Source organism: Fictibacillus sp. b24 (assembly GCF_030348825.1).
Lineage (GTDB): Bacteria > Bacillota > Bacilli > Bacillales > Fictibacillaceae > Fictibacillus.
The window spans coordinates 2,536,103-2,556,566 of sequence record NZ_JAUCES010000005.1 but is presented as its reverse complement, the minus strand read 5'-3'; the positions used below and the strand labels follow the sequence as shown (position 1 = coordinate 2,556,566).

General features: G+C 39.1%; 19 protein-coding genes. 13 read left to right on the top strand and 6 right to left on the bottom strand.

What is annotated here, in order from left to right; translation table 11 throughout:
* Window positions 1-109: 109 nt before the first annotated feature.
* Entirely contained in the window at window positions 110-1,981 is a 1,872-nt protein-coding gene (locus QUF49_RS13185; protein ID WP_289496077.1) for a heavy metal translocating P-type ATPase, read from the top strand.
* Window positions 1,982-2,031: 50 nt separating this feature from the next.
* Here QUF49_RS13185 and QUF49_RS13180 read toward each other — a convergent pair whose 3' ends face one another.
* From QUF49_RS13180 to QUF49_RS13170, 3 genes are all read right to left on the bottom strand, one after another.
* Entirely contained in the window at window positions 2,032-2,619 is a 588-nt protein-coding gene (locus QUF49_RS13180; protein WP_289496076.1) for a YtxH domain-containing protein, read from the bottom strand.
* Window positions 2,620-2,767: 148 nt separating this feature from the next.
* Window positions 2,768-2,956, bottom strand: a complete 189-nt coding sequence (locus QUF49_RS13175; protein WP_066236983.1) for a cold-shock protein — start codon at window positions 2,954-2,956, stop codon at window positions 2,768-2,770.
* A gap of 67 nt (window positions 2,957-3,023) precedes the next feature.
* Window positions 3,024-3,977, bottom strand: a complete 954-nt coding sequence (locus tag QUF49_RS13170; RefSeq protein ID WP_289496075.1) for a helix-turn-helix transcriptional regulator — start codon at window positions 3,975-3,977, stop codon at window positions 3,024-3,026.
* A gap of 348 nt (window positions 3,978-4,325) precedes the next feature.
* On the opposite strand from QUF49_RS13170, the gene QUF49_RS13165 reads away from it, so the two are divergent.
* The gene (locus QUF49_RS13165) at window positions 4,326-4,490 is read left to right on the top strand and encodes a hypothetical protein (protein ID WP_289496074.1); all 165 of its coding nucleotides are present in this window, start codon (window positions 4,326-4,328) and stop codon (window positions 4,488-4,490) included.
* A gap of 96 nt (window positions 4,491-4,586) precedes the next feature.
* Here QUF49_RS13165 and QUF49_RS13160 read toward each other — a convergent pair whose 3' ends face one another.
* Window positions 4,587-5,030 carry a MarR family winged helix-turn-helix transcriptional regulator gene (locus QUF49_RS13160; protein WP_289496073.1) on the bottom strand — a complete coding sequence of 148 codons (444 nt, stop codon included), beginning with the start codon at window positions 5,028-5,030 and terminating at the stop codon, window positions 4,587-4,589.
* A 226-nt stretch (window positions 5,031-5,256) separates the two neighbouring features.
* Between QUF49_RS13160 and QUF49_RS13155 the strand changes: the two genes are divergently transcribed.
* The 6 genes from QUF49_RS13155 (at window position 5,257) to QUF49_RS13130 (ending at window position 12,301) form a co-directional block, all read left to right on the top strand.
* Window positions 5,257-6,099 carry a DegV family protein gene (locus QUF49_RS13155; protein ID WP_289496072.1) on the top strand — a complete coding sequence of 281 codons (843 nt, stop codon included), beginning with the start codon at window positions 5,257-5,259 and terminating at the stop codon, window positions 6,097-6,099.
* A gap of 309 nt (window positions 6,100-6,408) precedes the next feature.
* A complete protein-coding gene (gnd, locus tag QUF49_RS13150) occupies window positions 6,409-7,305 on the top strand; it encodes a phosphogluconate dehydrogenase (NAD(+)-dependent, decarboxylating) (protein ID WP_289496071.1) in 897 nt (298 codons plus the stop codon).
* Between the two features lie 111 nt (window positions 7,306-7,416).
* Complete coding sequence (locus tag QUF49_RS13145; RefSeq protein ID WP_289496069.1) at window positions 7,417-7,935, top strand: acyl-CoA thioesterase; 519 nt, start codon at window positions 7,417-7,419, stop codon at window positions 7,933-7,935.
* A 348-nt stretch (window positions 7,936-8,283) separates the two neighbouring features.
* Complete coding sequence (locus QUF49_RS13140; protein ID WP_289496068.1) at window positions 8,284-9,954, top strand: spore germination protein; 1,671 nt, start codon at window positions 8,284-8,286, stop codon at window positions 9,952-9,954.
* Window positions 9,951-11,171, top strand: a complete 1,221-nt coding sequence (locus QUF49_RS13135; protein WP_289496067.1) for a Ger(x)C family spore germination protein — start codon at window positions 9,951-9,953, stop codon at window positions 11,169-11,171. Before QUF49_RS13140 ends, QUF49_RS13135 begins: the two co-directional genes overlap by 4 nt.
* Window positions 11,168-12,301, top strand: a complete 1,134-nt coding sequence (locus QUF49_RS13130; RefSeq protein ID WP_289496066.1) for a GerAB/ArcD/ProY family transporter — start codon at window positions 11,168-11,170, stop codon at window positions 12,299-12,301. The genes QUF49_RS13135 and QUF49_RS13130 overlap by 4 nt, the downstream gene beginning before the upstream one ends.
* On the opposite strand, the gene QUF49_RS13125 is transcribed toward QUF49_RS13130, so the two are convergent.
* Window positions 12,261-12,491: a hypothetical protein gene (locus tag QUF49_RS13125; RefSeq protein WP_289496065.1), complete on the bottom strand. Its 231-nt coding sequence runs from the start codon at window positions 12,489-12,491 to the stop codon at window positions 12,261-12,263. The two genes, QUF49_RS13130 and QUF49_RS13125, sit on opposite strands and share 41 nt — an antisense overlap.
* A gap of 73 nt (window positions 12,492-12,564) precedes the next feature.
* Here QUF49_RS13125 and QUF49_RS13120 point away from each other — a divergent pair, with 73 nt between their 5' ends.
* Together QUF49_RS13120 and QUF49_RS13115 are read left to right on the top strand one after the other, a co-directional pair.
* Window positions 12,565-13,203 carry an SOS response-associated peptidase gene (locus QUF49_RS13120; RefSeq protein ID WP_289496063.1) on the top strand — a complete coding sequence of 213 codons (639 nt, stop codon included), beginning with the start codon at window positions 12,565-12,567 and terminating at the stop codon, window positions 13,201-13,203.
* 215 nt (window positions 13,204-13,418) lie between these two features.
* Window positions 13,419-15,845: a DUF6359 domain-containing protein gene (locus QUF49_RS13115; protein WP_289496061.1), complete on the top strand. Its 2,427-nt coding sequence runs from the start codon at window positions 13,419-13,421 to the stop codon at window positions 15,843-15,845.
* A gap of 235 nt (window positions 15,846-16,080) precedes the next feature.
* Here QUF49_RS13115 and QUF49_RS13110 read toward each other — a convergent pair whose 3' ends face one another.
* Window positions 16,081-16,284, bottom strand: coding sequence for an alpha/beta-type small acid-soluble spore protein (locus QUF49_RS13110; RefSeq protein ID WP_289496060.1), 204 nt, complete (start codon window positions 16,282-16,284; stop codon window positions 16,081-16,083).
* Window positions 16,285-16,621: 337 nt separating this feature from the next.
* Here QUF49_RS13110 and QUF49_RS13105 point away from each other — a divergent pair, with 337 nt between their 5' ends.
* From QUF49_RS13105 to QUF49_RS13095, 3 genes are all read left to right on the top strand, one after another.
* On the top strand, window positions 16,622-17,560 hold the full coding sequence (locus QUF49_RS13105; RefSeq protein WP_289496059.1) for an EamA family transporter: 939 nt from the start codon (window positions 16,622-16,624) through the stop codon (window positions 17,558-17,560).
* A 73-nt stretch (window positions 17,561-17,633) separates the two neighbouring features.
* Window positions 17,634-18,410 carry a Cof-type HAD-IIB family hydrolase gene (locus QUF49_RS13100; protein WP_289496058.1) on the top strand — a complete coding sequence of 259 codons (777 nt, stop codon included), beginning with the start codon at window positions 17,634-17,636 and terminating at the stop codon, window positions 18,408-18,410.
* Window positions 18,411-18,698: 288 nt separating this feature from the next.
* The gene (locus tag QUF49_RS13095; protein WP_289496057.1) at window positions 18,699-20,306 is read left to right on the top strand and encodes an SH3 domain-containing protein; all 1,608 of its coding nucleotides are present in this window, start codon (window positions 18,699-18,701) and stop codon (window positions 20,304-20,306) included.
* The last annotated feature ends 158 nt before the right edge of the window (window positions 20,307-20,464 follow it).

Below are 20,464 nucleotides of genomic sequence, written 5' to 3'. Positions count from 1 at the left end.
CGAATATTGGATAGTTTTCAGGCTGCTGTCGTAAAAGACGGCAGCATTTCTGCTTTTTAAGGGTACTTGAGGATGATAGTTATTATCAAATACACGGGAGGGATGTTCAGTGGAACTCTCTGCACGGACTCAACTTATTATGGCAACAACAGCTGGGGTATTCATACTTTCGGCCTGGATGATGGAAAAGTATACAGACTCCCCTTTTTATGTTCTTTTTTATCTGTTAGCTTTTGTCGTTGGCGGGTATGCAAAAGCGGTGGAGGGAATACAGGCAAGTCTCAAGGAAAAGCAGTTGAATGTAGAGCTTTTGATGATGTTTGCTGCAATCGGCTCGGCTGCAATTGGTTATTGGGGTGAAGGAGCTGTCCTTATTCTTATTTTTGCTTATTCTGGAGCGTTAGAGATGTACACTTTGCAAAAAAGTGACAGAGAGATTAGAGCACTTATTTCCCTACAGCCTGAAGAAGCTTGGCTCATATCTGGTGATAAAGAATTTAGGGTGAATGCTTCATCCTTAGAACCAGGCAATATCATAAAGGTTAAGCCTGGTGAACGCATAGCTGCAGATGGCATTGTTTTAAAAGGCAGCTCATTTGTTAATGAGTCAGCTCTGACAGGAGAACCGATTGCAAAAGAGGTTGGAATATCATCAGCAGTTCTTGCGGGAACTCTTAATCAATCGGGTCTTCTGGAGGTCCAGGTCACAAAACACATGAAAGATTCTATCTTTCAAAGAATGATAGACCTTGTGAATAAGGCGCAAAGTGAAGCGCCTCCCGTTCAAAGAAAAATAGAAGAATTTGAAACGAAATATGTTCTTTTTGTACTGTTAGCTGCGGCGTTAACCGTTTTAGTGCCTGGATCAACGGGGATATGGAGTTATTCGGAATCGTTATACCGAGCGTGTGTCCTTTTAGTTGTTGCGTCTCCTTGTGCACTAGTCGCGTCCACCATGCCTGCTCTTCTTGCCTCTTTATCAAATGCGGCTAAGCACGGAATTCTTTTTAAAAGTGGCGTTTTTCTAGAAAAGTTAAGCCTTGTTAACGTGGTCGCCTTTGACAAGACCGGGACATTAACAAAAGGCTGTCCTTCTGTAAAACTAGCTAAATATGTGCACGATGCATATAAAAGAGAAGACTTGATTTCTATCATATATGCCATCGAGAAAAATAGTACGCATCCGCTTGCAAAGGCAATTATGGAAAATCTTCAATCAGAGACAAAAGGGTCTCCACAGGAATTGGCTCTTTTCGAAGATTTTCCCGGGAATGGTGTAAGAGCTGTAGTTGAGAGAGTCACTTGGAGAATTGGCAGTCGAAGCTGGACCGGGATCTCTGAAAAACAAGAATGCAAGCTTTTGTCTGAAGTTGAAGAGGAAGAAGGGGAAGCGGGTCATACGGTTGTATATGTTACTGCAGACGATGAGCTTGCAGCCTATTTTTTAATTGGAGACACAATAAGGGAAGAAACAGTGGAAGCCATACAAGCTCTTCAGGAGAAACAGATTTTAACCCTTATGCTCACAGGAGATTCAAAACGGGGGGCAGAAGCAATTGGCAGGCTGGCAAAGGTAGATCAAGTCGGTTATTCTTGTATGCCTGAAGATAAAGTTAATACCGTGAAAAATTGGAAAGAGCGCCAAAATGTTGTAGCGATGATCGGTGATGGGGTAAATGATGCTCCAGCACTTGCTGTCGCTGATGTTGGTGTAGCGATGGGCATGGGGAGTGATGCAGCGATTGAAACGGCAGATGTGGTGTTAATGAAAAACGATCTAAGCAAACTGCTTTATGCAATGAAGCTATCAGAACGACTATCTAAAATTATTAAGCAAAATATTGCATTTTCGATTGGTGTCATTTTCGTACTGCTTTGTGCCAACTATCTAGAATTTCTTACCCTGCCGTTTGGAGTGATCGGACATGAAGGAAGTACAATTTTAGTCATTTTAAATGGTTTGAGGTTATTAAAGGGATAAGAAAAAAGCCGGACATCAAGTCGCGGCTTTTTTCTTGCTTGTTAAACGATTTAATATGAGTTTCTGTTAACATCACTTTGTTTCTTTTCGTAAGTCGAATCCGTTCCTGTTTTTTGCTGAGTATCGGTTGAATTCATCGTGCTTGGAGTTACGACAGCTTTTGTTTGTGTTTGTGAATTAGTTTGGAAGCTGTCTTTTTCCGCTTCTCTTTTTGCCTCATCAATTGCAGATTTTGTTTCACTTTTCGCTTCGTTTACCGTACTCTTCGCTTCTTGCAATTTTTGACGTGCAGAAAAAGAGAGGTTTCCGGATTTTTCTTTAATGGATGCAACCGTGTCTTTTGCGTCCATCTTTCCAAGTTGTGCTTTAAGCTTTGTTTCATCTCTTAATTGCTGAGTTCGTTCCTTTAGCTTAATAGATGAATCACGCAAGTCGTTTCTAAATTCATTTCCTTTTTTAGGAGCATATAAAAGTGCTGCAGCCGCTCCAACTAGACTCCCAACTACAAGTCCTGTAGTAAATCCAGAAGAATTCCCTTTCTTGCTAACGTTTGTATCGTAATTGTCACGTGTTTGGAAATCCGAGTGTGTAAAAACGGGCTCCGCAGTAGTCGTTGTTGTCGTTGTATCGTTACGCATAGTATCAAATCCTCCTTTTAGTCTGTATACAATTCGTACCCGGATGGAAGAAGAACTAAACCCTTTATTGTTAGCAGGTATAGCATTTCCAAGTATAAACATAGAAAAAGCCGGGCAAATTACACCCGGCTGATTTCTATTTATTTCATTAGCTTTTGAGTTCAGGAAGCATACGAATTTCCTCATTCATTGCTGATTGACAAATGGGGCATTGCGGTTCTTTTTGCAAAGAATAGTCAGCGCGCATCCAGCATGAGCAACCGTCACTCGTACATGCCCATACCTTTGTTTCTACGTCTGGAATCGGCTCTGCAGGTTGTTTTGAAAAAAAAGCCATAGATATCCCCCTTTTCTGTTCTACTTATAGTATACGCCTAAAAGAGGAAAAATATGTATCATTTTGATTACATATTTAAAATAGCTTTATTTTGAGCATGAATTTCTTTCGCCCACTGTGCATGAAGTTCTTTAATTTCCTTAGGGGAGTGAATGATGATATTCGTTTTTAAAGGCCACAAATATTCAGCTATTTTTTCTATGTATGTGACTAAAATATTCCCGGTAAGACCTTCAGTGTTTTCATTAATCTTATTTAAAAATTGATTCAAAATAGTGTGAGACTTGCAGTAAGGCAATCCGCCTGGAGCAATTTCAGCTTCTAGTTTTAAATAGCTTCTTGGTGAAATTGCGGAAGCCCAGTTGTGAATCGTCACATTTGAGAAGTCTTTTACTTCCATAGGCTCATAGTTAATTACCGCGTTTTGAATGTCTATAAGTTTGAAAATATGAAAATCCATTAGTGAGTAACAATAAGCAGGACAATACCATTCACCATTTTCGCTATAAATACCAATCAGCTGAATGTTGCAATACATCTTTTGGTCGTTCATCTTATAGAGTATCGTAACGATTTTTTGTTTAACAGCAGCTTCTAATAAAATGGGTGCAAGTGAATTTTGAGGAGGCAATGGAAGTTGAATGGAAAGTCGCTTATGGATCTGCTCCCAATTTTCCTTTGCATCGTCTGGCAGATAGTGATTTAATTTATTTTCAATGGATTTACTTTGCAGCTGAAACGGGAATGTTGTCTGTTTGTATGCTTGTAAGCTGTAGAGGATGGCTGATGCCTCCAATTCAGTAAATCCAATTGGTGGAAGGATCCGATCGTTTTCGATCCGATAACCGCCATGCGGACCGAACTCTGAAACAATAGGCAATCCCATTTCAATAAGGTTTAATAGATCACGCTGTATGGTTCTCGTGGATACTTGGAACTCTTCAGCTAATTCTTTTAATGTGAAATGCTTCTTTGAGTTTATGGAAAGTAAAAGTCTTTCCAACCTTTTTATCTTTGACATGTTTGACCCCTATTTTTTGTATTCGAACTTTAGTACTAGTCTTGTCTGTTATATCGTACATTTTTACTGAAATGTTAAGGTTTATCCAAATAAAGTCAAAAATAAATTGTATTGTTTTTTAAAGTATTCTTTTTGTTTCATTGATTTTGTTTTGGAGTGCAATTTACTGCCTGAACTCAGAAGTATTTTGGAGTTTCTAAATTTGTTTAGTTGCGAACCACAACAATTATGCTTCCTTGAATGTCTTTCTATTTAAGTTTTGAAAACAACAATCTTTATGAAATCCTCTTTTCTAAAAGATTGTTGCTTTCAAATGTTATCTTCTAAGATTGTTGATTGAAGTGTAAGATGCGAGACTCCTGCGGGACAGGCGGGCAGGTGAGACACTTAAAAGTGAAACGAACGAATGTGGCTCACCGCCTGCCCCGCGGAAAGCGAGCATCTGGAACGGAAATCAACCACTACCAAAAACAACAAAGCTTGCGAAAACAGCCTTTAGAAAAGAGCAATTAAAAAAACACGTTATTCTAAATAGAATACGTGTTAATTCTTAAGTATGAAAGGTAGTAAAACTAAGCTGCGTATATTGTTTTAGAGGGATTTTTTAAATTAGTTCTTAACGATTGAAGAAAGGTGTTCAATACAATGAACCATATCATCAAGCTGCTTTTGAGTCAGCTGTGACATGTACTTCAATAGTACTCCGTTTCTTTTTTCCTGAATCGCAGTAAATGCTACTAAACCGGTTTCATTTAGCTGCACATATACAATTCTTCGATCTAGATCTGAGCGATAACGATCGACTAATCCCCGTTTTACCAGACGGTCAATGATAACGGTAGTAGCACTTGCGCGTACTTTCATAGCATCAGCAATCTCAGAAACTGTCCATTTCTCGCGGGCGGAAAGTGTCTTTAGTATTTGGAATTGAGTGGAGGTAATCTCTTCTTCTTCCCAAATCTCAGGTTTTAACACATCCATGATTTCCACAAATGCTTTCTCTATGCGCTCTACATCCATTAATACATTTCTACTATCTGCTACCACTTTCACAGTACTGCCTCCTTAGCTTACATTACTCCTATTTTAATATAAATTTCCGATAAGTTCCATTAAATGTAGTATAAAGTATCTAGTTTTTAATGTGTACCCCTGTGCTAGTATTTAAACTATTGAAATATAGATTTAATTTAGAAATAAAAATATTTTTTTTAAGAGAAAAGAGGAATTTCTTTTCTTTCTATCTAATAAAAAATAGAGAGATAAAGGGGGATGCAAGATGGCACGTATTGCATGGGTTACGGATAGTACAAGCTGTATTACCCAAGAAGAAGCTAAGAAGTTAGGTATTCATATTATCCCGGTTTCAATTATTATGGAGAACAAAATTTACAAAGATGGTGTAGACATCACACCGGATGAGTTTTATTCAAAATTAGAAACCGTCACAGAATTGCCTAAAACAAGCCAGCCTACGGTGGGAGAGTTCTCCGATTTTTACGAAGTTCTTAAACAAGATTATGACTGCGCAATAGCCATACACGTTTCCGAGAAATTTAGCGGAACAATCAACGGCTCTAGACTTGGTGCGGAAATGGCCGATTTTCCAGTACACATTGTGGACTCTAAAATAATATCCGAATCAATGAAACAGCTTCTATTAAAAGGGATGAAGCTTGAGGAAGAAGGTTTAGAAGCAGAAGAAATAGCTTCAGTGCTTCGCGAAACAGCCAATCACGTTAAAGGCTATGTATGTATTGGAAGTCTTGAACAGTTAAGAAAGGGAGGAAGGTTATCAGGAGCAAGTTTCCTAGTAGGAAATCTTCTTCAGATCAAACCAATTCTTACATTTGATGACGGTTCACTCGTTCCTTTTGAAAAGATAAGAACACTTAAAAAGGCAGAGTCGCGTGTTCTGGCTCTGTTTGAAGAAGCTGCTGAACAAAACGGCGCTTATGGGGCAAGTGTGGTATACAGCGGATCTTCTGAGAAAGCAGAAGATTGGCTTCATCTATTAAATGAAAAATATCCAAACATCACATTTAATTTAGGGCAGCTGAGCCCGGCAGTCGGTGTGCATGTAGGAGCAGGAACGCTAGGCATTCTTTGGTTTGAAGAATAGGGGTCTGACCCCACACAAATACAAAAGCAGCAAAAATGTCCATTTCAAATGGACATTTTTGCTGCTTTCAAGCTCTTCTGCTTCCATACACTTTTGCCTCATCGTGCATTTCCCACCCATCCACTCATCAGATGTTACCGGTTTAAGAATTTTTATGTGCTATTAAGTTAAAAACTGAACTGAAATAATTGTTTTTTTGTTCATTTTTAGATAAGGTAATAGACAGTGTAACAAGTAGAGGTTAAGAGCCTTTATTTTGTGGAATAATACAAAACAGATATAAATACATAAAATGGAGTGATATGAGCAATGGAAATCGGTTTAATAGGCCTTGGTAAAATGGGCTTTAATATGGCGCTAAACATGAATGACAAAGGATATACAGTTTTTGCTACAGATGTTAACACAGACACAGTTAAAGAGATTTCTGAACAAGGTGTTAAAGGCGTACAATCAGTAGAAGAGCTAGCAAATTCATTCTCAGGAAGAAAAGCAGTAATTCTATTAGTACCAGCTGGTGAAATTGTTGATGGAGTTATCAATGAACTGAAACCGCATCTAACAGAAGGCGATATTATCGTAGATGCTGGTAACTCTATGTACAAGCATACACTTCGCCGCTACGAAGAGCTTAAAGCTTCAGGCATCCACTTTGTAGATGTAGGTACGAGCGGCGGAACAGACGGTGCTCGCTACGGTCTTTGTGCGATGATGGGCGGAGATGATGATGCAGTAAACTACCTTGCTCCTCTATACGAAAAGATTTGTGTGGAAAAAGGATTCCTAATCACAGGCCGTGCTGGATCTGGTCACTTCTTGAAGATGGTTCATAACGGAATTGAGTACGGTATGATGCAAGCGATCGGTGAAGGATTCGAGATTCTTGATAAAAGCGATTTTGATTATGACTATGAGGCTGTTTCAAGAGTATGGAACAACGGATCCGTTATCCGCAGCTGGCTGATTGAACTTATGGAAAATGCATTCAGCAAACAGCCAAAACTTGAAGATATCCGCGGTGTAATGAACTCTTCAGGAGAAGGAATCTGGACCGTTGAAGCAGCACTTGATTACCAAGCATCAGCACCAGTTATCGCTCTATCCCAATTCATGCGTTTCCGTTCTTTAGAAGACGATACGTTCCACGGAAAAGTAGTTGCGGCACTTCGTAACGAATTTGGCGGACACGCAGTAGTGAAAAAATAATAGCTGGCTCATTAAGACCTCTTTGCTTGCATTCCTAAGCGGAGGTCTTTCATTATTTTATTGTGTTCCAACATATACTAGAAAAAAGAGATACAGATAGGAGCTTTCATTATGGAACAAAAGTACGTTCGAGAATCTCGAACCGTAAAATCGTCTGTCGTGCTTCCACCGGATACAAATAATCATGGAACGCTGTTTGGCGGGAAACTGATGGCTTACATTGATGATGTCGCAGCGATATCAGCTATTCGTCATGCTCGGAAAAATGTTGTAACCGCCTCGACTGACTCTGTTGACTTTTTACAGCCGATTAAAGAGGGGCATTCCGTTTGTTTGGAGTCGTTTGTGACGTGGACAAAAACCACCTCAATGGAAGTATTCGTTAAGGTGATCGCAGAAAATTTATTGTCTGGAGAACGCAAAGTCTGTGCGGTTTCCTTCTTAACTTTTGTTGCATTAGATGAGGAAGGAAAGCCATCACCTGTGCCAAAAGCAATCCCGGAAACACCAGAAGAAAAATGGCTTAATGAACATGCTCCTGAACGTGCAGTTGCAAGAAAAAAACGGCGTGAAGAAAGCAAAAAACTAGCAAAAGAGTTTGGTGTCAAAAAGCCTTGGGACCCGATGTGAGTATAAAGATTTATTTTTAAAAAATTACAGATGTTAAGATTCGCATTTTGAAAATAAGATGCTATAATAAAACTAACCTTTTTCCAGCCAGGGATACAGAACCCTGGCAATTAAACTGTTATTTGTTAGAGCTCCAAATCGTTTTGATCGATGAAAACGATTTTGGAGCTTTTTTGCATTTTCCAGAGAGAAATTTACGACGTGGATACAAATTCAGAAAAAGTTTAACGCAGTGAAGACTGATACGAAAAACTAACTAGACCGCATTCAAGTTTTCCTTATGTTTATTACATAACCAATGAAAGTTCCGCAAATGCTATGAAAAGAATGGTAAAAAGGCGGTTGGTTATGAGGAACAGAAGAAAACGCCCTGTAATTAGAACATATAAGAAATTATCAGATATGGTTGCCGAAAAAAACCTTGGCGAAGCATCTTCTCTCCAAACAAAAACCCGTTCTGAAGGAACTCAGGTCCAAGAACAAAAAGCAGCAGAAAAAGAAGGAGAGCTCAGTCCCGTTTCACAAGTAACCGTTGACAGCGTAAAAAAGAGTCTCGGCAACCCGGTGGATTTAATCGTAAGAGAGTTTGAGTTTGAACTCGAAGATAAAGTTACAGCTACGCTTCTTTTCTTAGAAGAGATGAACGACTCGCAGCTTTTAAACGAATTTATACTAGCTCCATTAATGTCGTTAACTTCTGACAAACAATCATCGCCAGTGCCTGTTAATCATGCTCTGCATTATATCAAGCAAAATGCGGTTGCCTTAGGAAGAGTTTTGGATGTAGAGACAGAAGAGGAACTGTTAGAAGCCCTTCTTTCTGGCTTCAGTGTTTTACTAGTTGAAGGGAATACTAAAGGACTGAAGATGGGGACAAACGGCGGCAAGGTGAGAGGGATTGAAGAGCCTACATCAGAGGTCGTAATTCGGGGTCCCAAAGATTCTTTTACAGAGTCTTTGAAAACGAACATTTCTTTAATCAGAAGAAGAGTACGCTCTCCCGATTTAAGAATTGAAAAATTTAAAGTTGGAGATGTAACACATACGGATGTAGTTGTTGTTTACTTAGAGAATATCGTGAATCCTCTCTTAATAAAAGAAATAAAAGAGAGGATTAAAGAGGTGGAAACTGACGGGCTGCTAGAGTCTGGACAGCTCGAGGAATTCATACAAGATGAGACTGTTACCGTTTTTCCTCAGTTCATGAATACGGAAAGACCTGACGTCGTGATCGGCAACCTACTTGAAGGACGTGTAGGAATCATGGTTAACGGAACCCCGTTTTCGTTAATAGCACCTACACAATTCATTCAATTTTTTCAGTCATCTGAAGATTATTATATGAGATATGACATCAGTACCTTTCTGCGATTGTTAAGATTTTCGGTATTTATTATTTCTCTGATCGCACCATCTATCTATATTGCTCTTACAACATTCCATCAAGCCATGATTCCGACGACACTTCTTTTTGGTATCGCTGCTCAGCGCGAAGGTGTTCCATTTCCAGCAATAGCTGAGGCAATGGTCATGGAAATCACGTTTGAAATATTGCGTGAGGCTGGAATCAGGATGCCGCGTGCTGTTGGTGTTGCTGTTTCCATTGTGGGTGCACTTGTATTGGGACAAGCGGCCGTACAGGCAGGACTCGTTTCTCCTGCCATGGTCATTGTAGTAGGAATTACAGCAGTAGCCAGCTTTGCCATTCCATCTTTTGCAGTTGCCACTTCAGCCAGGTTATTGCGATTTCCGTTAATGATCATTTCTTCTGTATTTGGTTTTTATGGATTAACACTTGCCTTAATCGTTATTATCGCTCATTTAACAAGTTTAAGATCTTTTGGCTATCCATATTTGAGTCCATTTGCCCCTATACAAACACAAGATCTGAAAGACAGTCTCTTTCGGTTTCCTATTACAAAGCTTTTTAAACGGCCAGAAAAGCTGGCAAGGAAAAATCAAACCCGTACCCAGCCTTATCAAGTAAAGAAAAAAAGAGAGGGGGAGACAACAAGGTGAAACTTCTAAAGAGTTCTCTTCCTCTTATAATCTGCATTCTTTTTTTAACAGGATGTTGGGACCAGAATGAGCTTGATGAACTATCAATTGTTATGGGTATTGGAATTAATATTGATAAAAAAGGTGATCTTATCGTTACTTATCAAGTGGTGAATCCTACAGAAGTGGCTCCTGGTATTTCAGGGGGCGGTGGGGGGAAGCAGCCTGTTTTTACGGTATATGAGACGAAAGGACGTAACTTGATGGAAGCAACAAGAAAAGCAAGCAAGCAAACCTCAAGACGCTTGTTTTTTGCCCATGCAAGGATGCTCGTTTTCAGTGAAAAACTCGCAAAAGACAATATTTATCAAGCGCTGGACATGATCTCTCGAGATCCTGAAGTGCGTTCTACCATTCAAGTTCTGATTGCGAGGGGCACAACCCCGTCCAAAATTTTGCGTACGTTTACCGCGATCGATAAAGTGACTTCTGATGAGGTAGCAACCATCTTAAAGATCTCTGAAAAAAATTGGGGAGAAAACATGCAGCAAGACATTAATGAAGTTCTTCAATCCATTATTAATGAAGGCGGCGAGCCTCTTATAAATGGTATACGGTTAACGGGTGATAAAAAATTGGCGGTAACTGCTCAAAACTACGAGGTGGGAGATCCGGCTAGAATTCAATTATCAGGAATGGGAGTATTTAAAGACGGGAAGCTGAAAGGTTGGATTGATGGTCCAGAAGCAAGAGGCGTTCTATGGATTAAAGGTAAACTTGTCAGTTCTGCGATAACAGTACCTTGTAATGACGACAAAAAAGGATATTCAATCGAGGTTGTACGCTCAAACACTGAACTATCGGCAAACACAAAGAGCAATAATCCTACCATAACCATAACTGTGTTTCCAGAAGCAAATATCGCAGAGGCGAACTGTCCTGTTAATTTGGAAAAGCCTTCTGAAATTACTAAGATTGAGAGAAACCTCAATGCAGTTATCGAAAAAGAAATAAACAAAACAATTACAGCTGCTCAAAGCTTTGAAAGCGATGTATTAGGGTTTGGAGAATTATTATATCGAGAAGATTCGAAGAAATGGCGTCAAATTTATAAAAAAGAGTTTGCTGAAATTTTCCCTAAGCTAAAAGTGAGCGTACATGTAGATTCACGTATACGAAGGTCAGGAATGCGGACATCACCGTTTTTATTTGAAGAAAAGAAAGAGGCTCCAAAATGAAAACGTATAAGATAGATATTCAGCAATATTTTATTATCATCGTTTTGTTTGAACTAGGCAGTGCCATCCTTGTAGGTCTCGGAATGGATGCAGGACGAGATGCCTGGTTTGCCATCCTGCTCGGCATGCTATGCGGGATGGTCCTCTTCTTAGGTTATTTCTTTTTGTACAATCAATTTCCAGAGATGTCATTAACGCAATATCTTCAAGTCTTGTTCGGAAAGTATGTAGGAAAAATATTAGGCTTCTGTTATTTAATGTATTTTATGTACTTGGCTTCAAGGGTACTGCGTGACTTTGGGAGTCTGCTATTATCTGCCGTGTTTGTTCAGACACCGATCATAGTTGTAAATACATTAATGATAGCAACAATTGTATATGTCTTGAAACTAGGCTTTGAAGTACTTGTAAGAACAGGGGAAATTATTTTTTCTCTGGTGATCCTTTTAGGAGTGACATTGGCCATCCTCGTATTATCAGCAGATTTAATGGAATACAATTACTTGCTTCCGATCCTAGGAAAAGGCTTTATGCCAGTCTTAAAGGCCGCTTTTCCTGTAACACCTACGTTTCCTTTTGGAGAAATGGTTGTTTTTACGATGCTGTTTCCATATCTGAAAACAACAAAAAAAAGCAAGGCATTAACCGTAGGATTAGTGGCTATGGCGATTAGCGGAATAATATTAAGTGCGACAGTTGCGATGGATATTGCGATCCTCGGCGGACATGTTGCAACTCATGTCTATTTCCCGTTACTTGCAGCAGTAGCGAAAATAAATCTAGGAGAGTTTATTCAGAGGTTAGATGCATTGGTCGTGTTCACCTTAATTATTGGAGGTTTTTTTAAGATCTCAGTCTTTTTCTACGTAGCAGTCAAGGCGGCTCAAGATGTTTTTGGTGTGAAGGATGAAAAAAAGCTGATCGGGCCGATGGGGATTATTCTAATTCTTTCTTCCATCATTATTGCAGCAAACTATGTGGAGCATATTACTGAAGGGTTAAGAGTAGTGCCGCATTATATTCATGTACCTTTTCAAGTTGTCTTACCAGCCCTTTTCATACTTGTTTTCTTGATGAGAAGGAAGAAGCTTAAGCACTTTGCTTCTTCTCCATCCACTTCGACAAAATAAAGGTTAAGATTGGCAGAATAATCAATATCACAACAAGGGTATATTCCACTTTATCTACATAGCGAAAGAATGAGAAAATAGAAGTTCTGAGCACGTTGATCGGTGTCATGCCCATATACCAGTCGATGCTTAACATTAATGAGATCATGCTGAAAAGCAGTATAATGTAAATAATTACAGGATTTTTCAAAAAAAATCGCCTCCTGTTATTAGTTTTCACTGTATTGCATTCCTTATCCAATCATGAAATGAGGTGCTGGATTATGTGTGGTAGATATATGCTTTATTACGACAAAGATGTGATTATTGATGCTTTTAACTTAATGAATGAATTTGATTATGAAGAACGCTTTAACATTGCCCCAAGCCAAAATATTCTTGCGATCGTAAAAGCCAGTAACGGCAACCGGGCAGGGTACATGAAATGGGGCCTCGTTCCTAAATGGGCAGATGATCCGAAAATCGGTAATAAATTGATCAATGCTAGAAGTGAAACGGTTGATGAGAAACCAAGCTTTAAAGAATCTTTTTACAAAAGAAGATGCTTGATACCAGCAAGCGGGTTTTACGAATGGGTAAAAGAAGGAAATAAAAAACAGCCTTATCAGTTTTCTTTGGTACATAATAAGCCGTTCGCTTTTGCTGGTATATGGTCAAGGTGGGCTGGTGTGGTAGATGGAAAAGAAGAGGAAAGGATTACGTGTTCTATCCTTACGAAAACGTCCAATTCTTCTATGGAGAAATACCATAATCGTATGCCCGTTATTCTTGAGGCTGGTGAAGGAGATGTCTGGCTAGATCGCTGCGCGGAAAAAGATAACTTGCTATCCATTCTGCATAACAATAATCCTGAGCTATTTGTCGAACAAGTTTCATCAGAATTAAATCTGAATACAAGATAAGCCGACTCTTTTCAGTGGTTGACAATCCGCGAGAGGATGTTGGCTATTTTCTTATAATGTAAGTGGTAAATCAGAACTAGTTTGTAAATTTATTGTAAGTCTTTCTAACTGTTTTAACATAAAACTAACATTAACCTCGACAAAATTGTGTTATATTTTTCATGAATTGACGAAGTTTTACATACTAAAAGTTAGGTAGGTGGACCGATGTGTTCATGAAAATGACGAAAAAATTCACAAATATAGGTATCATGTTAGCGATGGTACTTAGCATGATTTTACCACTGCAGCAAACCGCTTCGGCAGCTGACGTGCTTACGGTTAGTGAGGCGATAGCTAACCAGAATCAAACTGGTCAGACTGTTGAAGGTTATATTGTTGGTACTGTAAAGGGTGGAAATGGCGCATCTATTTCTTACCAACTTACAAGTCCTTTTACGCAAGATACGAATTTAGCTATTGCAGATTCTCCTAACGAAACAGATAAAACTAAGATTTTGCCTGTTCAATTGCCCACAGCTGTAAGAGCAGCGTTGAATCTTAAAAGCAATCCCGATAACCTTGGGAAAAAAGTTCAAATAACAGGTGACTTATTAGAATACTACTCTGTACCTGGACATAAGAACGCTAAATCTTTTACATTTGTAGACGGAACTCCTCCTGAACCAAAAGTTGAAGATGTTACAACATCATTAAAAGGTGGAATTGTTTCAAAAGGAAGTAGTGTTTCTCTTTCAACTACAACACCAGATGCAGCAATCTATTACACAGTAGATGGATCAAACCCAACTACAGACAGCACACTATACACTGCTCCTATTACGATTAATGAAGATATAACGATAAAGGCGATTGCTGTAAAAGAAGGTCTTAAGAACAGCAGCATTGCTGAGTTTAAATATCAAGTAGCACTATCAGGACTTCGCATTCATGATATCCAAGGTGCTGGTCACAATTCACCTGTTGCAGATAAAGCAGTTGAAGGTATAGAGGGCATTGTAACAAAAGTGGTAGATGCCAGGAACTTCTACATGCAAGATTTGGAACCAGATAACGATTCTAATACATCTGAAGGAATCCTTGTATATAAGCCAAATCATGGACAAACGGAAGGCAATGTCGTTTCTGTAAATGGTCAAGTTAAGGAATGGGTCTTAGAAGGATACTCTGACAAACTAAATACAGATCTTGCAATGACTGAAATTAATGCTGATAAAAGTTTGGTAACAACAGTCGAAGAAGGACAAGAACTTCCTGAAACAACAGTTATCGGAATGTTCGGCCTACAACAGCCTACAAACGTAATTGATAACGATAAATTCACAGAATTCGATCCTAATGAAGATGGAATCGACTTTTATGAAAGCTTAGAAGGTATGCTTGTAGAAATCAATAACCCGGCTGTGATTGCACCTCAAAAATATGGTGAACTCGTTGTTCTTCCAGATCACGGAGAATACAGCAGACTTAATTCTGCTGGGGGATTAAACATTACTGAATTTGATTACAACCCTGAACGTATTTTCGTAGATATGGGTGATGAAGATTTCGTTGCTAAATCAGGTGACTATTTTGAAGGTGCTATTACTGGTGTTGTAAGCTATGGCTTTAGCAACTATAAAGTATTAACAGATGTGGAAGACCTTCCAGCGTTCGTTGAGGGTAATACAAAACCGGAAGTAACACGCATTCATGAAAAACATAAAGAGCTGACAATTGCGAGCTTTAACGTTGAGAATTTTACAGCAAATGAAAAGGGAACTTCAGATGAGAAAGTTAGCAGAATTGCAGACTCGATTGTTCACAACCTAAAGTCTCCTGATATCGTAGGTCTTGTAGAAATGCAAGATGGTAATGGTTCTATAAATGATGGGACTACTGACGCAAAAGAAAGCGCTGACCGCTTAATAGCTGAAATTACAGCTCAAGGCGGACCAGAATATGTTTATACAGATATTGCTCCAGAAAACAACCAAGACGGTGGACAGCCAGGTGGTAACATTCGTGTAGGATTCATCTACAACCCTGAGCGTGTATCGCTTGCTGAAGGTACAAAAGGGACTTCAACAGAAGCTGTAGATTACAAAGACGGCAAACTAACTCTTAACCCAGGGCGCATTGATCCAATGAATCCTGCTTTTGAAGACAGCCGTAAGCCTGTAGCAGCACAATTCGAGTTTAATGGAGAGAGTGTAATTGTTGTTGCAAACCACTTTAACTCAAAAGGCGGAGATCAGCCTCTATTCGGTAAGAACCAGCCTCCTTTCTTAGGAAGTGAAGTTCAGCGTAAAGAAATCGCAGAAATCGTAAACGGTTTTGTTAAAGATGTAAAAGAAGAGGACAAGAATGCAAAAGTAGTTCTTCTTGGAGACTTCAATGATTTTGAATTCACAGATTCACTTGAAATATTAAAAGGCAATGAGCTAACTAATATGATTGAGAAAGTACCGTTTAATGAGCGTTTCACATACTCTTATCAAGGTAACGCGCAAGTACTTGATCATATTTTAGTAACGAACAACATGGCTAAGAAAACTAAGGTAGATATCGTTCATATCAACTCACAGTTCATGGAAGAGCACGGACGTGCGAGCGACCATGATCCTGTTTTGATTCAAGTGAAGCTAGATAAAGTAAGATAAATATACAAGAAAGCTGGCTTGTAGGTTATGTGATTAGCGCATAACTAAGCCAGCTTTCTCTATATTAAGGCTTATCGTTACAATTAAGCTGTTTTTAATTGAAAGCAGCTTGTTTATCGGTGTAAATTGCAGGCTAACTGGTGAACGTGTAAAAAGTTCACGTACCGTAAATATCCTAAAATATGAAAAGGGCTGACTCCTAAGAGTTCAGCCCACATATAAAGAATTCCTGTTATTAGCGACGGTATCCGCCACCTAGTTGCTGTTCTGCCATTTGGACAAGACGTTTAGTGATTTCACCACCAACAGATCCATTCGCACGGGATGTTGTGTCAGGTCCTAGTTGTACACCAAACTCAGAAGCGATTTCATACTTCATTTGATCCAAAGCTGCTTGTGCTCCAGCTACTGATAATTCATTAGAATTGTTACGTGCCATATGTATCACCTCCTTGTATTACTAGTTTGGATATCTTTTACAAAATTATGCGAGTGCAGAAAAATATTTTTATAGATGAAGGATTTAGTAGGTATTCGCATATTTTTTGATAAACCGACACAAAAACACAGCCATGCCGTATGATAAATCATCCCCCTATTTTTATTTTCAAGAAAAGCATTGAGCTGGATTCCAGTTCAGTGCTTTTCTTATGTAAAGGCTTTTAAACTAGCGGATACATAAAAGATATAGGAATTGCTGAATTTCGTTTTATAATGAAGAAGGACTTTTATAGAAAAAAGAGAATATGCATGCACATAAGAGAGCGGGTGGTGTAATGGGAAATCAAGACAATAAAGATTTTTCCCGATGGAAAGGAATAGGACTGACATTAGCCGGTGCTTCGCTTTGGGGTTTCTCCGGTAACGCAGCAGAATGGATCTTCTCCCATTCAGCCGTAACAGCGACATGGCTAGTGTCTGTTCGAATGATGATGGCAGGTGCACTGCTTTTAATCCTTGTTTCACTTCATCATAATATTTTTGAAGTTTGGAGAAACAAAAGAGACAGAATCGATTTGATTATTTTTTCATTAACAGGAATGTTAGGCGCTCAGCTTACGTTCTTTTTAAGTATCGAGGCAGGTAACGCACCGACAGCAACTCTTCTTCAATTTCTAGGGCCAGTGTTCATCACAATCTATTTTGCTTTAAAATTTTTAAAATGGCCAAAACGAAAAGAATGGATTGCCGTACTCATGGCTCTTTCAGGAACCTTTTTGCTGTTAACAAACGGAAGTTTAGACGAGATCACGGTTTCAAAAGAAGCGATCTTCTGGGGTGTGTTGTCAGGGGTTTCTGTCGCTGTTTATACCGTTTATCCTGTTCGGCTGTTAAAGAGATACGCGTCTGCAACCATCGTAGGGTGGGCAATGCTATTGGGAGGATTGTCTGTTTCGATTTTTACGCAGCCGTGGCAGGCAGGTTTTATTGATTGGTCGTTGTCTTTATTCTGGATGCTTTCATTTGTTGTGGTATTCGGGACCCTGTTGCCGTTTTATCTATACTTAGACAGCTTAAAATACATTACATCAACAGAGACGAGTTTGCTTGGAAGTGCTGAACCATTAGTGGCAACCATCGTTTCGGTTGTTTGGTTGGGAACGGCTTTTGGGAACTTTCAAACAGCAGGAGGCATGCTCATCATTTTAACCGTCTTTTTACTCTCCATGCCTGAAAAAGGGATATTGAAAATTGGCGGAACTGTTAATAAGTAAACGCATGATTTGACATTTATACGGAATCGTACCACTATTGTAGGGTAGAACTTACAACAGGAGACGATGCGAAATGAATGACAAAATAGTGTTTTTTGATATAGATGGAACGCTTGTTAACGATGAGAAGAAAATTCCTGACAGCACGAAAGAGAGTATCAGACAGCTAAAGAAGAATGGAGTGCATGTTGCCATTGCGACAGGCCGCGGACCATTTATGTTTGAACCGATTCGTGAAGAATTAGAAGTAGATTCATTTGTAAGTTTTAACGGTTCTTACGTAGTATTTAAAGATGAAGTGATTCATAAAACGCCTTTATCAAGAGAATCGATACTAAAGATTGAAGCAGAAGCAGAACAAGCGGGTCATCCTCTTGTTTATTTGGATCATGAAAGAGCAACGAGTAATGCGGATAATCATGAGATCATTAAGAACTGCACGTTTAATCTAATGCCGAGCTATCCTGTTTATCATCCTGGTTTTTACAAAGAAAATGAAGTCTATCAAGTATTATTATTCTGCCAGGAACAACACGAACATGTATACCGTGATGGATACAAAGGAACGTTTGATTTTATCCGCTGGCACGAAAATGCATTAGATATCCTTCCAACAGGCGGTTCAAAAGCTAAAGGAATTGAAGCGTTCATGAAGCAAATGAACATGAAACCTGAGAATGTATACGCGTTTGGTGATGCGTTGAACGATATTGAGATGTTAACGGCAGCAGGAACCGGAATCGCGATGGGTAACGGTATGAAAGAAGCAAAAGAAGCAGCGAATTATGTAACAAAGTCAGTTGATGAGAACGGGATCTATCACGGATTGAAGCATTTTGGATTAATTTAAAACGATCTAGTATTTCTTGCTGTTTTTGAAAGAGTTGATCTCCGTTATAGATACTCGCTTTCCCCGGGGCATTTTGTAGCAAGCATAATATAAAGTTAAATTACCCTAGCCATTGGCTTAGGGTTTTTTGTTTGTCTAATTTTTAGGGAAAATGTTGAAAAAGTAATAAAAATAGGGAAATAAGGAAGGGTTTTGCTTTGTTATAGCGAAAAAGGTTTATGAAAGTTAGAGGATTGACGATATAAGATTTACAGGAAGTAAAGAACGTTCTAACAGGAGTTGAAACGGGTGAAAGTAAATCAGAAATTTTTTCAGATTTTCCTTATTGCGATCCTCATGATGGCTACGTATCACGTTAGTCCTGCATATGCAGAAACGAAAAGCGCTACAGTGAATGCAACAAGCTTAAATGTTCGCTCAGAACCTTCTACATCTGCCAAACAAATCGGCTCATTAAAAAAAGGTGCTGCTGTTAAGGTATTTAAGACTGAAAAAGGGTGGGCAAACATTGCGTTCAATGGTGGAAGAGCTTGGGTAAGTGCTGAGTTTTTGAACATAAGTAATGTTCCATCACGAAATGCTCAATCTCAAAACGGAACAAGTTTATCAAAGAATGCAAAAGTAACTGCGACTTCCTTATATGTTCGAAGTGGGGCTGGTACACAATATAAAGCGCTAGGTTCGCTTAAAAACGGAACCATTGTCACCGTTGTAAAAGAAGAGGGCAAGTGGTCGAACATTACATATGGTTCTTTAAAAGGGTGGGTTAGTAACGCTTACCTGTTGATTCAATCAGGACAAGCACCAGCTGTTCAAAATCCAAAACCTGCAGATCCAAAACCAGTGAATACAGGAAAATCAGGAACGGTTACCGCTACATATTTAAATTTCCGTACCTCAGGAAATTTGAACGCTCCTATTATTGGTTCTTTAAAGAATGGCACAACTGTTCGAATCATATCCGAATCTGGCAGCTGGATGTCCATTCAAACATCTGACGGAAAAAAAGGATGGGTATCGAGTCAATATATATCAATTATTAGCGGAAGCTCACCGGTAGTATCGAGTCCAAAACCTGAATCAAAACCACCAGCAGCACCTCCAGCATCTGTTTTGAAAAAGGTGGTTGTTATGGCGGATGGTGTGAATATCAGGCAAGGACCTTCAACGTCATATTTAATTGTTGGTCAAGTTAATCAAGGGGACGAATTTGCTTATATTCAATCTAAGAATGATTGGATACAGTTAAAGCTGCCAAACGGTAATAGTGCCTGGGTTGCTGGATGGTTAGTAGCTGTTCAGCAAACATCCTCTTCTCCTAATCAAAATCCCGTACCTAAACCTTCTTTTGGGGGATTAAAAGGAAAAAGGATTGTTATTGATCCCGGTCATGGCGGGTATGATCCCGGAGCTGTCGGAAAATCATCTAAAACATTAGAAGCTGATCTTACACTGATGAGTGCGAGATTGTTAGCAACAGAGCTAAGCAAGGCAGGTGCCGTCGTAATACTGACACGCAGTGACAGCAGCTATATCTCATTAAACAAACGTGTAGAGATTAGCCATTATCATTTTGCAGATGCATTTGTAAGTTTGCATTATAATTCGGCTGCAGATAAATCAGCAACAGGCCTTTTAACCTTTTATTACGGCCAAAAAGATATTAAATTAGCAGATTCTGTTCACACAGGGTTGCTTCAAGCGAACACAGGACTTAAAGGCGGAAATGTACGATTTGGAAATTTTCACGTTCTTCGTGAGAACAAACAGCCTGCCGTTTTGGTTGAATTAGGTTTTTTATCTAATCCATCCGACGAAATGACGATCAAGACCAATTCCTTTCAATCAAAAGCAGCTGCAGGAATAACGAGCGGACTGGCTAAATATTTTCAATAATGAAGCAGTGGCGGTATTTCAAAAGCGATGAACTTTTGAAATACCGCCTTTTTGCGGAAACGATATACTGCTGTTATTAGTCGTATTATTAGAGAGTAAAAAAGTAGAATCTGTCCTTATGATGCGGACTGCTAATAATAATTTCACGTTAGCTGTAT

Excerpts from the sequence above, each read along its gene's own strand:
- QUF49_RS13105 (WP_289496059.1), top strand. The coding sequence starts at position 16,622 with ATGGGAAATCAAGACAATAAAGATTTTTCCCGATGGAAAGGAATAGGA.
- QUF49_RS13120 (WP_289496063.1), top strand. The coding sequence starts at position 12,565 with ATGTGTGGTAGATATATGCTTTATTACGACAAAGATGTGATTATTGAT.
- QUF49_RS13130 (WP_289496066.1), top strand. The coding sequence starts at position 11,168 with ATGAAAACGTATAAGATAGATATTCAGCAATATTTTATTATCATCGTT.
- QUF49_RS13175 (WP_066236983.1), bottom strand. The coding sequence starts at position 2,956 with ATGGCTTTTTTTTCAAAACAACCTGCAGAGCCGATTCCAGACGTAGAA.
- QUF49_RS13170 (WP_289496075.1), bottom strand. The coding sequence starts at position 3,977 with ATGTCAAAGATAAAAAGGTTGGAAAGACTTTTACTTTCCATAAACTCA.
- QUF49_RS13140 (WP_289496068.1), top strand. The coding sequence starts at position 8,284 with ATGAGGAACAGAAGAAAACGCCCTGTAATTAGAACATATAAGAAATTA.
- QUF49_RS13100 (WP_289496058.1), top strand. The coding sequence starts at position 17,634 with ATGAATGACAAAATAGTGTTTTTTGATATAGATGGAACGCTTGTTAAC.
- gnd (WP_289496071.1), top strand. The coding sequence starts at position 6,409 with ATGGAAATCGGTTTAATAGGCCTTGGTAAAATGGGCTTTAATATGGCG.
- QUF49_RS13165 (WP_289496074.1), top strand. The coding sequence starts at position 4,326 with ATGCGAGACTCCTGCGGGACAGGCGGGCAGGTGAGACACTTAAAAGTG.
- QUF49_RS13180 (WP_289496076.1), bottom strand. The coding sequence starts at position 2,619 with ATGCGTAACGATACAACGACAACAACGACTACTGCGGAGCCCGTTTTT.
- QUF49_RS13115 (WP_289496061.1), top strand. The coding sequence starts at position 13,419 with ATGAAAATGACGAAAAAATTCACAAATATAGGTATCATGTTAGCGATG.
- QUF49_RS13155 (WP_289496072.1), top strand. The coding sequence starts at position 5,257 with ATGGCACGTATTGCATGGGTTACGGATAGTACAAGCTGTATTACCCAA.
- QUF49_RS13145 (WP_289496069.1), top strand. The coding sequence starts at position 7,417 with ATGGAACAAAAGTACGTTCGAGAATCTCGAACCGTAAAATCGTCTGTC.
- QUF49_RS13110 (WP_289496060.1), bottom strand. The coding sequence starts at position 16,284 with ATGGCACGTAACAATTCTAATGAATTATCAGTAGCTGGAGCACAAGCA.